11 protein-coding genes and 1 pseudogene are annotated in these 16,282 nt (G+C 62.0%); all 12 read right to left on the reverse strand.

Translation table 11 applies throughout. The features are described 5' to 3' along the window. Positions 1-96 precede the first annotated feature (96 nt). Positions 97-2,871, reverse strand: a complete 2,775-nt coding sequence (locus MUM_RS0121685) for a hybrid sensor histidine kinase/response regulator (RefSeq protein ID WP_010174012.1) — start codon at positions 2,869-2,871, stop codon at positions 97-99. A gap of 102 nt (positions 2,872-2,973) precedes the next feature. Next, entirely contained in the window at positions 2,974-4,266 is a 1,293-nt protein-coding gene (gene purD, locus MUM_RS0121690) for a phosphoribosylamine--glycine ligase (protein WP_010174014.1), read from the reverse strand. Between the two features lie 20 nt (positions 4,267-4,286). After that, a complete protein-coding gene (gene purH, locus MUM_RS0121695) occupies positions 4,287-5,894 on the reverse strand; it encodes a bifunctional phosphoribosylaminoimidazolecarboxamide formyltransferase/IMP cyclohydrolase (protein ID WP_010174016.1) in 1,608 nt (535 codons plus the stop codon). An 81-nt stretch (positions 5,895-5,975) separates the two neighbouring features. Next, positions 5,976-6,296, reverse strand: a complete 321-nt coding sequence (gene fis / locus MUM_RS0121700; protein ID WP_003186237.1) for a DNA-binding transcriptional regulator Fis — start codon at positions 6,294-6,296, stop codon at positions 5,976-5,978. Further along, positions 6,293-7,306, reverse strand: coding sequence for a tRNA dihydrouridine synthase DusB (gene dusB, locus MUM_RS0121705; protein WP_010174025.1), 1,014 nt, complete (start codon positions 7,304-7,306; stop codon positions 6,293-6,295). The genes fis and dusB overlap by 4 nt, the downstream gene beginning before the upstream one ends. A 185-nt stretch (positions 7,307-7,491) precedes the next feature. Then, entirely contained in the window at positions 7,492-8,733 is a 1,242-nt protein-coding gene (locus MUM_RS0121710; RefSeq protein WP_010174027.1) for a DUF3426 domain-containing protein, read from the reverse strand. A 30-nt stretch (positions 8,734-8,763) separates the two neighbouring features. Then, complete coding sequence (gene prmA / locus MUM_RS0121715) at positions 8,764-9,642, reverse strand: 50S ribosomal protein L11 methyltransferase (protein ID WP_010174030.1); 879 nt, start codon at positions 9,640-9,642, stop codon at positions 8,764-8,766. A 276-nt stretch (positions 9,643-9,918) separates the two neighbouring features. Continuing rightward, a complete protein-coding gene (gene accC, locus MUM_RS0121720) occupies positions 9,919-11,280 on the reverse strand; it encodes an acetyl-CoA carboxylase biotin carboxylase subunit (RefSeq protein ID WP_010174033.1) in 1,362 nt (453 codons plus the stop codon). A gap of 17 nt (positions 11,281-11,297) precedes the next feature. Beyond that, positions 11,298-11,759, reverse strand: a complete 462-nt coding sequence (gene accB, locus MUM_RS0121725) for an acetyl-CoA carboxylase biotin carboxyl carrier protein (RefSeq protein WP_003217309.1) — start codon at positions 11,757-11,759, stop codon at positions 11,298-11,300. Positions 11,760-11,784: 25 nt separating this feature from the next. Further along, positions 11,785-12,240: a type II 3-dehydroquinate dehydratase gene (gene aroQ, locus MUM_RS0121730; protein WP_003217307.1), complete on the reverse strand. Its 456-nt coding sequence runs from the start codon at positions 12,238-12,240 to the stop codon at positions 11,785-11,787. Positions 12,241-12,479: 239 nt separating this feature from the next. After that, positions 12,480-12,974 (reverse strand): annotated as a pseudogene (locus MUM_RS1000000135090) (methyl-accepting chemotaxis protein); the annotation flags it as partial. Between the two features lie 1,519 nt (positions 12,975-14,493). Further along, positions 14,494-16,164, reverse strand: a complete 1,671-nt coding sequence (locus MUM_RS0121740) for a response regulator (protein ID WP_010174038.1) — start codon at positions 16,162-16,164, stop codon at positions 14,494-14,496. Positions 16,165-16,282: the final 118 nt, after the last annotated feature.

Consider the following 16,282-nt stretch of genomic DNA (forward strand, 5'->3'; position numbering starts at 1 on the left):
GGGCTCGCGGCGGGGACGTGTGGGGAGTCTATCAGGCGCCACGGAACAATTGTGGGAGCAGGCAAGCCAGCTCCCACAGGGATATCCTGTTTCAGGTCAGGTAGGGGCGTGTTCCGGTCGCTGTTGGCGCTGCGCCACCCAATACTCCACCAGCTCACGCAACTGCGATAACTCCACCGGCTTGGCCATGTGCCCGTCCATCCCGGCCTGGCGTGCACGCTCTTTATGCTCTGAAAGAATGTGCGCCGTCAGCGCCACGATCGGCGTGCGAATCCGCTGGTTGCTGACTTCCCATGCCCGCAGTTGCTGGGTGGCGGAGAAGCCATCGAGGATCGGCATTTCACAGTCCATCAACACCAGGTCGTAGCGCTGGGTCTTCATCGCCTGCAGGGCTTCTTCGCCGTTGCTCGCGGTGTCGGGCTGCAGGTTGAGCTTGCCGAGCATGCCGCGAATCACCTTGGTGGAGATGCTGTTGTCTTCCGCCACCAGGATCTTGAAATCACTCGGCACCGTCACGGGAACGGGGGCGCTGATCGCCGGCTGGCGAGGCTGCACGGTGCCCTTGCTGCGTTGGGTCAGTTCGTCGGCGAGCGTGGTCTTGAGGGTATAACCGGCCACGGGCTTGGCGAGGATGCGCTTGATCCCGCAGTTGCGCGCGATGATCTTGCTCGGCGCATTGCTGATGCCGGTGAGCATGATCAGCAAGATGTCGTGGTTCAGGCTCGGGTCTTCCTTGATCTTCGCCGCCAGCTGCATGCCGGTCATGCCAGGCATGTTCTGGTCCAGCAGCACCACGTCGAAATAGTCCCGCAGGTGCGCCTTGGTGCGCAGCAGGGCCAAGGCTTCCTTGCCCGACGGCACGGCGCTCACGTTCAGGCCCCAGGCCGTGCATTGTTGCACCAGCACTTTGCGGCAGGTGTCGTTGTCGTCCACCACCAGCACGCGTGCACCCTTGAGCGGGCCGTCGAGGTCGGAGGTCGGATGCTCCAGGCGTTCCGGGTCCAGCGGCAAGGTCAGCCACAGCGTGCTGCCCTGTTGGCTACCGCTCTTGATGCCGAACTCGCCGTTCATCAACAGGATCAACTGGCGGGCGATGACCAGGCCCAGATGGCCGCTCAAGCGGGTGGCAGACAGGAAGTTCTTGCTGTGCAACTCGCTGTGCAGCAGGGCGTCGCGCTCGGCGGGTTCCATCGGCAGGCCGCTGTCTTGCACGGCGATGCGCAGGCGCGGTTTGCTGCTGCGCTCGTCCAGTGCCACGACGATCAGCACTTCGCCTTCGTCGGTTTTTTGCAGGGCGTTTTCCAGCAGGCTCAACAGTGCCTGGCGCAGGCGCGTCGGGTCACCGCTGATCACCCGTGGCACTTGTGGCTGGATAAAGCTGATCAGCTCGACGTTCTGCTGTTCGGCCTTGGCGCGGAAAATACTCAGGCAGTCTTCGATCAGCGCATTGAGGTCGAATTGCACGTCGTCCAGTTCGATCTGCCCGGACTCCAGCTTGGAGATGTCGAGAATCTCGTTGATCAGGGTGAGCAGTTCATTGCCGGCGCTATGAATGGTTTGCACATAGTCCCGCTGCTTGACCGACAGCGGCGTGCCCAGCAGCAGTTCGGTCATGCCCAGCACACCGTTCATGGGGGTGCGGATTTCGTGGCTGATCTTCGCCAGGAACTCGGCCTTGGCGGCGATTTCGGCATTGCTGGCCGCCAGGTCGCGGCTGAGGCTGAAGTTGTCTTCGGTGATTGCGCGCTGGCGTTCGCCCAGCGCCAGGCTCATCAACAAGCCGCTGAGGCAGATAAAGCCGAGCAGGGTGACGATCAAGCCTTGGGGCGCCACCAGTGTCAGGCCCAGCAACGCGGGCAGGATGATCAGCGTGCCAATGTTGAAGATCACCATCGCCACCATGAACAGCCGCGCCGGGCGATAACCTTTTTGCCAGTGATAGGCCGAGACGAACAGCATGCTCAGGCCGGCCAGCGCCACCAGGGCGTAGGTGATGATGTTCAGGGGCAGCGTATTGACGAACAGCAGCAACAGCCCGACCAGGACGATCAGCAGGATGTCGGCCATCAACAGCTTGTTCAGCGGGTGCGGGCCCAGGGGGGCAAAAAAACGGTAGGCGAACATCAGCCCGCACGGTGCGGTCAGCAGCAGGGCGAGGTAGGCGCCGGGGGTTTGTACCGCGTGCCAGTTCGGCAGCCACGGCCCCACCACGTTGAGCAACAGCGCCAGGCTGAGCATCAACAGCACTTCGCAGGCGGCGAGCCACAGGCTGCTGCGGGAGCGATGGTAAGCGTAGCGGGTCAGGTTGTGCAGGATCAGCATCACCAGGCAGCCGAACAGCAGCCCGTAGATCAGTGTCTGGTTCTGGTTGGCCGCGGCCAGTACGGCGGGCTCCAGGGTGATGTAGGGGCGCAGTTCGTGTTCCGAGACCATGCGCAGGTACACGTCCAGCGGCTTTTGGCTTTGGGGCATCGGCAGCATGAAGTCGCTGCTGGGCAGCGGGCGCTCGGCCTGGGGCTGGCGGGTACCGGTGGCTTGCTGCTCCACCAGGGTGTCGCCGTCGAGCACGTACAGGTTCAGGTGAGACAGGTCGGGGGCGAATACCCGCAGCACTTGCTCGTGCTTGCCGGGTTGCAGCCTGAAGCGCACCCACAACGCACCGTCCGGTTGCGCGGCGGTAATCCGGTCCAGTTCGATGGGGCTGAATTGATTGATGTAGCGGGGCGAGCGGATATCGCTCAGTTGCAGATCGGCCTGTTCATCAAGCAATACCGCCCAGCCACTGCCTTGTGCGGCGGCCTGGGCCGGAAGCAAGCAGAGCAAGGTCAGCAGACTGACAGTGAAACCTATGGCGATCCTGAGCCAGCGCACGGCGAAATCCCTTCGTAGGTTGATGCATGGGTATAACTATGCGCGGGGCCACAAGAGTAGGGCAAGGGCCAAGGGCCCCTGCCTAACCGAACGGATAGCTGTTTACTGACTTTCGCCACGCTCACGGGCAATGGCGCGGTAGCCAATGTCGGTGCGGTAGAAGCAGCCCTTCCAGTCGATCTTTGCCGCCAGCTTGTAAGCCTGTTGCTGGGCGGCATCTACGCTGCTGCCCATGGCGGTTGCGCACAATACGCGACCACCGGCGGTGACCACCATGCCATCCTTGAGCGCGGTGCCCGCGTGGAACACCTTGCCTTCCAGCGTAGCAGCCGCGTCCAGACCTTCAATCACATCGCCCTTGGCGTAGTCGGCCGGGTAGCCGCCGGCGGCCAGCACGATGCCGACGCTTGGGCGCGGGTCCCATTGGGCTTCGACCTTGTCCAGGGCCTGGGCCAGCGCAGCTTCCACCAGCAACACCAGGCTCGACTGCAGGCGCAGCATTACCGGCTGGGTTTCCGGGTCGCCGAAGCGGCAGTTGAACTCGATGACTTTCGGGTTGCCGGCCTTGTCGATCATCAAGCCGGCGTACAGGAAACCGGTGTACACGTTGCCTTCGTCCGCCATGCCGCGAACGGTGGGCCAGATCACCAGGTCCATCACGCGTTTGTGCACGTCGGCGGTGACCACTGGGGCCGGGGAGTAGGCACCCATGCCGCCGGTGTTCGGGCCGCTGTCGCCGTCGCCCACGCGTTTGTGGTCTTGGCTCGTGGCCATCGGCAGCACGTTCTTGCCGTCGACCATCACGATGAAGCTGGCTTCTTCGCCGTCGAGGAACTCTTCGATGACGACGCGCGAACCGGCTTCACCGAAAGCATTGCCGGCGAGCATGTCGCGCACGGCGTCTTCGGCTTCGGCCAGGGTCATTGCGACGATCACGCCTTTACCGGCGGCCAGGCCGTCGGCCTTGATCACGATCGGTGCACCGACCTCACGCAGGTAAGCCAGGGCCGGCTCGATCTCGGTGAAGTTCTGGTAGTCGGCGGTCGGGATCTTGTGGCGCGCCAGGAAATCCTTGGTGAAGGCTTTCGAGCCTTCCAACTGGGCAGCACCGGCAGTAGGGCCGAAGCAGTCCAGGCCGCGGCTGCGGAACAGGTCCACAACGCCGGCCACCAGCGGCACTTCCGGACCGACGATGGTCAGGGAAACGTTTTTCTCGGCAAAGTCTGCCAGTTGCTCAAGGGCCAACACGTCGATGGCGACGTTTTCGCACTTGGCTTCAATGGCGGTGCCGGCGTTGCCGGGGGCAACGAACACTTTCTGGACGCGCGGGTCCTGGGCAACTTTCCAGGCCAGGGCGTGTTCACGGCCACCGCTGCCAATGATCAAAACATTCATTTCAAAAACCTCGAATTCTGTTAGTGGCGGAAGTGGCGCATGCCGGTAAACACCATGGCGATGCCGGCTTCATCAGCCGCTGCAATCACTTCTGCGTCACGCATCGAGCCGCCTGGCTGGATTACTGCAGTCACGCCAGCTTTTGCGGCGTTGTCGAGGCCATCACGGAACGGGAAGAAAGCGTCGGACGCCATCACCGAGCCCTGCACTTGCAGGCCGGCATGTTCGGCCTTGATCGCAGCGATACGCGCCGAGTTCACACGGCTCATCTGGCCGGCGCCGACACCGATGGTCTGGCGGTTCTTGGCGTAGACGATGGCGTTGGATTTAACGTATTTGGCGACTTTCCAGGCGAAGATCAGGTCGTTGATTTCCTGTTCGGTCGGGGCGCGCTTGGTGACCACTTTCAGGTCGGCACTGCCGATCATGCCGATGTCGCGGCTCTGTACCAGCAAGCCGCCGTTGACGCGCTTGTAGTCCCAGGCAGCGGCACGCTCGGCCGACCACTCGCCGCAGGCCAACAGGCGCACATTGGCCTTGGCAGCCACGATGGCGCGGGCTTCGTCGCTCACGGACGGGGCAATGATCACTTCAACGAACTGACGCTCAACGATCGCCTTGGCGGTCTCGGCGTCCAGCTCACGGTTGAAGGCGATGATGCCGCCGAAGGCCGACTCGGTGTCGGTGGCGTAGGCCAGCTCGTACGCCTGGCGGATGCCGCCTTCAGCGTCCGGGCTCACGGCCACGCCGCACGGGTTGGCGTGCTTGACGATCACGCAGGCTGGCTTGACGAAGCTCTTCACACATTCCAGCGCGGCGTCGGTGTCGGCCACGTTGTTGTAGGAAAGCTCTTTGCCTTGCAGTTGGGTTGCAGTGGCGATGCCGACTTCGGCAGGCTTGGCTTCCACGTAGAACGCCGCGCTCTGGTGCGGGTTCTCGCCGTAGCGCATTTCCTGGGCCTTGATGAACTGGCTGTTGAAGGTGCGCGGGAATTGGCTGCGACCTTCAGTGCTGAGGGTTTCAGCCGCCTGGTTCACGGTGCCCATGTAGTTGGCGATCATGCCGTCGTAGGCAGCGGTGTGTTCGAAGGCCTTGAGCATCAGGTCGAAGCGCTGGGCGTAGGTCAGGCCGCCGGCTTTCAGGCTTTCCAGCACGTTGGCGTAATCGCTGGCGTTCACCACGATGGCCACGTCTTTGTGGTTTTTTGCTGCGGAGCGAACCATGGTCGGGCCGCCGATATCGATGTTTTCGATGGCGGTCGGCAGGTCGCAGCCTGGCTTGTTGATGGTGGCTTCGAACGGGTAGAGGTTAACGGCCACCAGGTCGATCGGCTTGATGCCGTGCTCGGTCATGATGGCGTCGTCGATACCGCGACGACCGAGGATCCCGCCGTGGATTTTCGGGTGCAGGGTCTTGACCCGACCGTCCATCATTTCTGCGAAACCGGTGTAGTCCGCCACTTCCACTGCGGCCACGCCGTTGTCCTGCAGCAGTTTGAAGGTCCCGCCGGTGGAGAGAATCTCCACGCCCAGGGCTTCCAGCTCCCGGGCAAATTCGAGGATCCCGGTCTTGTCGGAGACACTGATCAAGGCACGGCGGATCGGCAGGCGGGTAGTCTGGTCGGTCATTTCAATTTCCATCAAAAGCAAAGGAGTCAGCAAAAAAGGCGACCGTTTTTACGCGGGCGCCTTTCTGGTTTGATTGAATGCTTACAGCAAATCGTACTGCTTGAGTTTCTTGCGCAGCGTGCCACGGTTCAGACCGAGCAGCTCACTGGCCTTGGTCTGGTTGCCCTTGACGTAGTTCATTACGCTTTCGAGCAACGGCGCTTCGACTTCGGAGAGCACCAGGTTGTACACGTCCGTGACGGCAGCGCCCTCAAGGTGGGCGAAATAATTGTGCAGCGCCTTCTCGACACTCCCGCGAAGGGTCTGGCCTTCTTCGCTCGGCGTGTTGAGGTGCTGTTTCAAATTGACGTTGTCGCTCACGGGTGTTGTTCCACTCACTAAAGTCTCGGTCATCATCGTCATGCGGCCACCCCTTCTCCGTCCCCTGTCACCAGGCTCTTGTAACGCTCGCAGAAGAACTCACGAACGTTGGCGCACTGTGCTTCCGTATCATCCAAACGATTGAAGTGGGCGCGAAACTCCCTGGCGCCCGGCAAGGTTGCGAGATACCAGCCCACATGCTTGCGAGCAATGCGTACTCCCATCACGTCTCCATAGAAGGCGTGCAGGGCGGCCAGATGCTCTAGCAGAATACGTTCCACCTCGATCAGCTCCGGTGCCGGCAACACTTCGCCGGTACGCAGAAAATGCTCGATCTCACGAAAAATCCACGGCCGCCCCTGGGCAGCCCGGCCAATCAACAGGCCATCGGCACCGGTCGCGTGCAACACGCGCCGGGCTTTCTCGGCTGAATCGATGTCGCCGTTGGCAAAGACGGGAATCGACACCGCCTGCTTGATCGCGGCAATGGTGTCGTACTCGGCTTCACCGGTGTAAAGGTCGGCGCGGGTGCGGCCATGCACCGCCAGCGCTGTAATGCCCGCCTGCTCGGCGATCTTCGCCACCGTCAGGCCATTCTTGTTGTCCCGGTCCCAACCGGTGCGGATCTTCAGGGTGACCGGCACATCCACTGCAGCGACAACGGCATGCAGGATCTCGCTCACCAACTGCTCATCCTTCAACAGGGCAGAGCCTGCGGCCTTGTTGCAGACCTTCTTGGCCGGGCAACCCATGTTGATATCAATAATCTGCGCCCCCAACTCCACGTTGGCCCGGGCCGCATCCGCCAGCATTTGCGCATCACCGCCGGCGATCTGTACCGAGCGGGGCTCGGGATCACCTTCGTGGATCATGCGCATCCGCGATTTGCGGGTGTTCCACAAGCTCATGTCGCTGGTGACCATTTCCGAGACTACAAGCCCTGCGCCCAAACGCTTGCAAAGCTGACGAAAGGGCTGGTCGGTGACCCCCGCCATCGGGGCGAGGATCAAGCCGTTGTGCAATGTGTATGGGCCGATGCGTACCGCCGACATAGGACTTCCCTGTTGTGGGGCCGGATCATTAGAGTTCGAAAAAGGGTTGGCATGATACCCGCTCTCGATGACTGGATAAAGGCTGAATTGGATAAAATCTGAGCAGTTATTTTCTTATCGCCACGGGTTTGGTCAAACGCGGTGCAGTCAATAATCTGCCGTCAAACCCCGGCCCATGAGCCGGATCACTCGGGAGAGTGGAAGCTCAGGCTGTAATTCACCGCTTTGTTGCCCGGGTCGAGGATGTCCAGGGCAATGTGGATCGGCGTCTGGGAGGGCATCTCGGTCTGGCCTGCCAGCTCACCGCTGAGGTACTCGGCGGGTTTGAAACGACGACTGGCGATCATATTCCCGTTCATGTCGGCAAAGCGTAGCTCCAGCAACGGGAACGGTTGGGAAAATGTCGCGCGGTTATAGATGATCGCGTCTACCACCAGGGCGCCGGCGAACTCCGGGTGGCTGCGCACCACCAGGTTGCTGCTCTTGATGTGGGCGATATCGACCCGTGATGGCACGGTGCAGCCCAGTTTCGGGCACAGTTCCTGGAACCACGGGCGATAGGCGTCCTGGCGTGCCAGGTCGTCAAATTGGTAGGCGACGTATTGTCCCGCCAGGCCGGCGGCGGCCAATAGCACCAACAGGCCCCAGAACAGGCGGCGGCCCCAGCCGGAGGAGCGCTTCTGGGAATACAGGTGCAGCGGGTCGTCTTCCAGGTCCTGCAGCATGTCGTCGTGCGCGCTGGCCCCGGAGCGAGGGCGCTTGCGCTTGGGCTGCGGGCGTTCGGGGTGTTCGGGTTCCGGTTCGACGGGTTCGGCGGTTACCGGCGGGTCGAGTGCTTCATCGGCGATGCCTGCGTGCAGCGGCGGCTCGTCGTCCGGCTCGATCGCTTCAAGCGACATCGAAGGCTCGGTGCGCTTGGGTTTGCCGGGGGTTGCCTTGGCCGGTTGAGGTTCATCGTCCGGTTGCGGGGCTTGCGCCCGATCGTCCCGCGGCTCGCTGAACAGGCTGGCGGCCCATTGCTCTTCCTCGGCTTTGGCCGTGTCGCGGCTGGCGCTGAGGGAGTCTTCCTTTTGCCGACGGTCGGAACCGTGTTGGCGACGGTCTGCACCCACGGGTTGGGTGTGTTGAATCTCGCGACGTTCCAGCTTGGCCAGTTCTTCGTCGAGGTCCAGGTTATCCAGGTCCAGCTCTTCGGCGGTCCATTGCTTCTGGCTGATTGCCCGCGGTGCTTCGGGTGGCGGTTCGGTTGCTGCCGGCGGCTGGGGCGCGGGCGCACTGGCGCGCTGCTCCAGCAGTTGGCGCGCGGCATTGAACACTTGCAGGCACGAGCCACAGCGCACCACTCCACGGGCCACGCTCAATTGAGCATGGCTGACGCGAAAGCGCGCTTGGCAATGTGGGCACTGGGTGACGAAACTGTCGGTCATGCGGCCATCCGATTCATGCAGGCGCTCATTCTAGCGCCGACGACCGCTGATGCGTACCCAGCCGTCGCGGTTGGCGATCGGGTCCAGCTCGAAATCCTGGGCGTAGGCGGCGGCAACGTCTTCACCCTGTTCGGCGAGGATGCCCGACAGCGCCAGGCGCCCGCCCGGCTTGACCAGGCTCGACAGCTGCGGCGCCAGGGAAACCAGCGGCCCGGCCAGGATATTGGCCACCAGCACGTCAGCCTTCACCTGGGGCAATTGCTCCGGCAGGTACAGCGGGAATTTTTCTTCGGCGATGTTATTGCGCCCGGCGTTATCGCGGGAGGCTTCCAGGGCTTGCACGTCGATGTCAGTACCGACGGCTTCCTTGGCGCCCAAGAGCAGGGCAGCGATTGCCAGGATCCCCGAGCCGCAGCCGAAGTCCAGCACGTTGCAGTCTTGCAGGTCCTGGCCGTCGAGCCATTCCAGGCACAGGGCGGTCGTCGGGTGAGTACCGGTGCCGAACGCCAGGCCCGGGTCCAGCAGCAGGTTCACCGCGTCAGGCTCGGGGGCGGCGTGCCAGCTCGGCACGATCCACAGGCGCTGGCCAAAGCGCATCGGCTGGAAGTTGTCCATCCAGCTGCGTTCCCAGTCCTGGTCTTCGATGATTTCGCTGTGATGCTCCGGCAGCGGGCCACCGGTGAGCAGTTCCATGTGGGCCAGGACGCTGGCGGCATCGGTGCCGTCTTCGAACAGGGCCAGCAGATGGGTGTGGGACCACAGCGGGGTGGTGTTGAGCTCGGGCTCGAAAATCGGCTGGTCTTCGGCGTCCATGAAGGTCACCGACACGGCGCCCACTTCGAGGAACGCGTCTTCGTAGGTTTCGGCTTGTTCTGGGCTGATGGCGAGACGGACTTGCAGCCAAGGCATGGCGGGCACCTTTGAAAAAATGAGTGTGCAGCGGGGGTAGGGCTGCGAAAGCGCGCCAGTTTACGCGAGCGGCGGGCAGAAGACGACACCACTGACTGCACGCAGCCCAAATGTGGGAGCTGGCTTGCCTGCGATAGCGCAGTGTCAGCGGAGTATTACCTCACTGATCCACCGCTATCGCAGGCAAGCCAGCTCCCACAGGGTTTTAAGGTGTTTTTTGTATCCCACAAACAACAAAGCCGCCCGAAGGCGGCTTTGTTGGGTGGATCACTTCGCTTACTGATTAGCCAGCTTGTGTTCCAGGTAGTGAATGTTCACACCACCTTCGCAGAAGCCTTCATCGCGAACCAGATCCCGATGCAACGGGATGTTGGTCTTGATGCCGTCTACCACGATTTCGTCCAGGGCGTTACGCATACGGGCCATGGCCTCGTCGCGGGTGGCGCCCCAGGTGATCAGCTTGCCGATCAGCGAGTCGTAGTTGGACGGAACCTTGTAGCCGCTGTACAGGTGCGAATCCACACGTACGCCGTTGCCGCCGGGCGCGTGGAAATGCTTGACCAGGCCAGGGCTTGGGATAAAGGTTTTCGGGTCTTCGGCGTTGATCCGGCACTCCAGGGAGTGGCCGTGGATCTTCACATCATCCTGGGTAAACGACAGCTTGTTGCCAGCGGCGATGCTCAGCATTTCCTTGACGATGTCGATACCGGTGACCATTTCCGAAACCGGGTGCTCTACCTGCACACGAGTGTTCATCTCGATGAAGTAGAAGCGACCGTTCTCGTACAGGAACTCGAAGGTGCCCGCGCCACGGTAGTTGATGTCGATGCACGCCTTGACGCAGCGAGCCAGTACTTCCTGGCGAGCGGTCTCGTCCAGGCCCGGTGCCGGAGCTTCTTCCAGTACCTTCTGGTGACGACGTTGCAACGAGCAATCGCGGTCGCCCAGGTGGATGGCGTGGCCCTGGCCGTCGGACAGTACCTGCACTTCCACGTGACGTGGGTTGGTCAGGTACTTTTCCAGGTAGACCATCGGGTTGCCGAACCAGGCGCCCGCTTCGGAGCGAGTCTGCTTGGCGGCTTCGATCAGGTCTTCTTCCTTGTGTACCACGCGCATGCCGCGACCACCGCCGCCACCGGCGGCCTTGATGATCACCGGGTAACCGACTTCGCGACCAATGCGCAGGGCGGTGGCCTCGTCTTCAGGCAGCGGGCCGTCGGAACCTGGAACGGTAGGTACGCCGGCAGCGATCATGGCGTCCTTGGCCGAGACCTTGTCACCCATCAGGCGAATGGTTTCGGCTTTCGGGCCGATGAAGGCAAACCCGGATTTCTCAACCTGTTCGGCGAAATCGGCGTTTTCCGCGAGGAAGCCGTAGCCCGGGTGAATACCATCCGCGCCGGTGACTTCAGCGGCAGCGATGATGTTCGAGACTTTCAGGTACGAGTTCGTGGCCAGTGGCGGGCCGATGCAGATGCTTTCGTCCGCCAGTTTCACGTGCATCAATTCGGTATCGGCCGTCGAGTAAACAGCGACGGTCTTGATGCCCTCTTCCTTACAGGCGCGCAGGATACGCAGCGCGATCTCGCCGCGGTTGGCGATCAGGACTTTTTGCAGTTTCTTCGCAGGTTTCAACATCGAAGGCGCTCCGCGGTTCAAACGATGGTGAACAGCGGCTGGTCGTACTCAACCGGCTGACCGTTTTCTACCAGGATGGATTCGATGACGCCGGCTTTTTCAGCCGTGATGTGGTTCATCATCTTCATCGCTTCAACGATGCAGATGGTGTCGCCCACTTTCACGGTGGCGCCGACTTCAACAAAGGCTGGCGAAGTAGGCGCCGGGGTGCGGTAGAAGGTACCGACCATTGGCGACTTGACCACAAAACCGTTCAGTTTAGGTGCAGCAGGGGCTTCGGCAGCGGCCGCAACCGGAGCAGCAGCCACTGGCGCAGCGGCAGGAGCCGGCGCTTGCATCTGTGGAGCGTAGAACTGTTGGGCCGGGGTCTTGCTGTGACGGCTGATCCGTACGGATTCCTCGCCTTCCTTGATCTCCAGCTCGTCGATACCGGATTCTTCCAGCAGTTCGATCAGTTTCTTAACTTTACGGATATCCATGAATCATCAACTCCCAAAGGGTCGGTCAGGGGCGCTTGGCCGTGTCTTCAAGCTGTTCCAGGGCGGCCTCCAGGGCCAGTCGGTAACCGCTGGCGCCAAGGCCGCAGATCACTCCTACCGCAACGTCGGAGAAGTAAGAGTGATGGCGGAAAGGTTCGCGTTTGTGCACGTTCGATAAATGCACTTCGATGAATGGGATGCTCACCGCCAGCAGCGCGTCACGTAATGCAACGCTTGTGTGCGTAAAAGCGGCGGGATTGATCAGGATAAAGTCCACGCCTTCGCTGCGCGCGGCATGGATGCGATCAATCAGTTCGTACTCGGCATTGCTTTGCAGGTAGAGCAGATGGTGGCCGGCATCACGTGCCCGTCGTTCCAGATCGAGGTTGATCTGTTCGAGGGTCACTGCCCCGTAGACGCCCGGTTCGCGGGTGCCGAGCAGGTTCAGGTTGGGTCCGTGAAGAACCAGTAAGGTCGCCATCGGCTGTTCCTTGTTATTGATGTGGGCACGGTAGAACCCGGCGACTATGCCGCAAAGGCTTTGTGACTGTCCAGTTCTATGCAGTAGGCAGCACGATTAGCGAGGATTGCGCAAAATATGTGACCGAGGTGTCAGATTCGGTCACTTGTAGGAGCCGGCTTGCCGGCGATGGCGTCTGTGAGTGCTGCGGTGAGAGTTCGGGCCTCATCGCCGGCAAGCCGGCTCCTACAGGGTGTGCATTAGACGCGGAATGCTTGCACGGCAGTATTGAGTTGCCCGCCCAGCACCAGCAAGTGCTCGCCCTGGCTGCGCCCCTGGCCGATTCGCAGCAAGTTGTCCTCGCCCAACTGGTGAATTCGCTCACTGTTATCGCGGATTTCACTCACGGCGCCACTTTGCTGGGCCGTCACATCGGCAATCCGCACGGCGGTGTCGGAAATGGTCTGGATCGCCCCGACGATTTCATCCAGCGCGCCGTCGGCCGCCTGGGCTTGTTCGGCGGTGGCTTCGGCGTGTTCGACCTGGGCGCGCATGCCTTCCACCGATTGCCGGGCGGCGGTTTGCAGGCCGGCGATCAGGTGCTGGATTTCGGCGGTGGCACCGGCGGTGCGCTGGGCCAGGGAACGTACCTCGTCGGCGACCACCGCGAACCCACGACCGGCCTCACCGGCCCGGGCGGCTTCGATGGCAGCGTTCAGTGCCAGCAGGTTGGTCTGGTCGGCAATCGAGCGAATCACCGTGAGTACCCCGCCGATGGTTGCGGACTCTTCGGCAAGTTTCTCGATCATCTGCGCATTGATCTGCACTTCGCCGACCAATGCGTGCAAGCCGGTCAGGCTCAAGCCGATCACGCGCTGGCCCTGTTCGACGGCCTCGCCTGCACTGCGGCTGGCGGCGGCGGCCTGGCTGGCATCGCCGGCTACCTGCTGGATCGTCGCTTCCAGTTCGCCAAGGGAATCGCGAATCTGCGCCGTATCACCGGCCTGGCGCTCGGCACCGTCATGCATGCCGCTGCTCAGTTCCGCCAGCGCGCTGCTGCTGCCGGCCACTTGCTCGGCGTTGCCTCTGATGGTGCCCACCAGGTCTACCAGGTAGGCGCGCAAGCGGTTCAGGGACTCTTCGATATCGTGCAGCTCACGGTTGGTCTTGCCCAAGGTAATGGGCTGGCTGAAGTCGCCCTCGGCCCATGTGGACAAGGCCGGCGCCAGGTTGGTCAGCACCCGCGCCAGCCGCCGTTGCAAGGTGTCGATCAACAGAGCGATCAGCAAAATCAGGCCGATCATCACGCCTTGCATCAGCCGCACTTCGCCCTGGATCTGCGCGTGCTGGGCCCGCACCACGGGCTCCAGCGCAGCGATGGCTTGCTGCACGGCGTTGATTTTCAGGTGGGTGGCGGTGGCCAGTTCGGTGCGTTGCTGGATTTGCTCGCGGGTCCGTTTCAGCTCGGCGGGGTAGCGAGTCAGCAGGCTGTTGAGCTCGCGCTTGAGGTCGACACCGGTGTCCTGGGCCACGGTTTTTTCGGTGTTTTCCAGGCCCATCATGGCCGAGAAATCGTCGGTATTGGACTCGCTGCTGGCCGTCACGCCCAGCAAGGGCAATTGCCCCAGCGCGTCAGCCTGGCTGCGGATGTTGCTGACTTCGCGCTCTACATCGTCGGCCAGTTCGCTGCGTCCGCTGCTCACCAGTTTGTCCCGGGCCAGGGACAGTTTGGCCAGGTGCTGGGACGCGGCCAATAAAGGCGGCAAATAACGCGCAGACTCCGGCGAATTCACACCGCTGGCGTACTGATTCAGTTGCTCCAGGTTCGCACCCAGTTCGCGCTCGGCTTGCAGCAGCAGGGCTTGCGGGTCGCCGGCCAGTTTTCCGGCGGCCAGCAGGTCGGTTTTGCTGAAGGTATCCAGGTCGACCAGGCTGGGGCGCAGGTTGTGCGCCAGGTCGGCCGGCAACTCATCCAGGTGTTGCAGCAGGTTCTCCAGGCTCTGGCTGGCGCTGCTCAGGCGCAGGGCGTCGCCGCTGGCGAGGTAATCGTCGATATTGCGTGCGGCCTGGTTCTGAAAGGTCTGCGACAGGCCGAGATAGCGCTCCATCAGCAGATAAGGCCGTTCCAGGGCGCGTTGCGACCACCAGAGCGTTGCGCCCAGGGCCAGGCAAACGGCGACCAGAAGGAGGGTGTTCAGATTCGTCAGCAGCTTCAGGCGCATGCGTGGTTTCAACCGACAGCAGAAGTAAGTGCCTGAAGTTATTGCGTTTCTATTACAGAGTTATGACGGATTCGGTGGATTCCGGTGAAAAGGTGGCACTTTGCTTTGATGCGCGCGCCGACATCACCCGGTTACGGCCTGCATCCTTGGCGCGATACAGCGCCTCGTCGGCCTGGGCGGCCATCATCAGGCTGTCGGAGCCGTCGCAGAGCTCCACCACGCCGGCACTGAACGTGCACCACAAATCCTGGGGCTGGGCGGGATAGTGAATCTCGGCGAAGCGCCCGCGGATCTCGTCCAGTACCTGACAAGCCCTGTCGAGGTCGGTATCGGGCATCACGATGGCAAATTCTTCGCCGCCGTAACGGCCTATATAGTCGGTCTTGCGCAGGCGCTGCTTGAGAAACAGCGCGAGGCTCTTGATCACCCGGTCGCCCATGGGGTGGCCGTGGCTGTCGTTGACCCGCTTGAAGTGGTCGATGTCGAGCATCGCGAAGCTCAGCGGCTTGTTTTCACGGCGTGCGCGGAAGCTGCAGTCTTCCAGCAGTTGCAGGATGTGCGTGTGGTTGTACAGCCCGGTGAGGCTGTCGCGCACCATCCGCGCCTTGAGGTTACGCGCCCGCGCCGCGCGGTTGCGCACGGTGGTGATCAGGTGCCGGGGCTTGATCGGCTTGGTGAGGAAGTCGTCGCCGCCTTCGCTCATGGCGTCCAGTTGCTTGTCCAGGTCGTCTTCGGCCGAGAGGTAGATGATCGGCACGCTGACGTAACGGTCATTGTGGCGGATCACCTTGGCCAGTTCGGTACCGGTACAGGCTGGCATATACATGTCGAGGATGATCAGGTCGGGCTGGAAGTCCGCCAGCTCGGCCATGGCCTGGATCGGTTCGATCAGGGTACGGGTGACGATGCCGGCGCTGTTGAGCAGGCGCTCGGTGTGCATCGCCTGGGCCCGCGAGTCGTCGATGATCAGCACCTTGTAAGGCTCGTACTGGGCAACGCAGGTCAGCACTTCAATTTTTTCCAGCAGGCTCGAGGCCTCCAGGGTTCCGGTGAGGAACTCCTGGCCGCCTGCGCGCACGGCGGCCAGGCGGGTGGGCGTGTCGGTTTCGTGCAGGCTGAAAAACAGCAGCGGCAGTTTTTGCTCAAGGCCTTCCTGGGCTTCGGCGGCAAGCTTGAGGCCGAGGCCGGCGCCGCAGAAATCCACATCCATAACGATAGCGGCGGGCAAGCGCTCGGCCATCGAGGCGCGAAATGCCGCCACGCTGTCGAGGGACTGGGCACTCAAACCGAAGAATTCCAGTTGCTTGGCCAGGCGCTCGGCGCGGTCGTGATCGGCCAGCATCACATAGATCGGCTTGCGCATGGGCGGCAGTAAGGTTTGTTCCAGCTGGTCGCCCTGGCGCAGGCCGGTGCGGGACAAGCGCTGCATCAAACGGTTGAGTTCGGTGATCAGGTGGCTGCTGAGGCGACCGCGGTTGTCGTCCACGGCCTTGAGTGAATCGCTGATCAGGTGCGCCAGCTGGCCGTGCTCCGGCTGCTCGAAGCGTTCGGCAAAACGCAGCAGGCGCAGGTTGGCCTCACTGAGCTCGGACAAGTCAGTGGTCGACCATTCGCTGCGTTGCAGGCGCTGCCAGATCTCAAGAATTTGACGTGCCTGATGAATTACCCGCTGGGCAAAATGGTGCTTGAGGCGCTCACGGCTGGGGTCTTCTGGCTCGGTCATATCCTGACTACTAGTTAGGCTGCATGCTGAGGTCGAACTGATGGCTCTATGCTAGCACCTCTTTTCCTCTGCACGAGTGTCATACGTCAATTAACTGCGAGGTCCTGGATATTCATTT

This window comes from Pseudomonas sp. PAMC 25886 (assembly GCF_000242655.1).
Taxonomy (GTDB): domain Bacteria; phylum Pseudomonadota; class Gammaproteobacteria; order Pseudomonadales; family Pseudomonadaceae; genus Aquipseudomonas.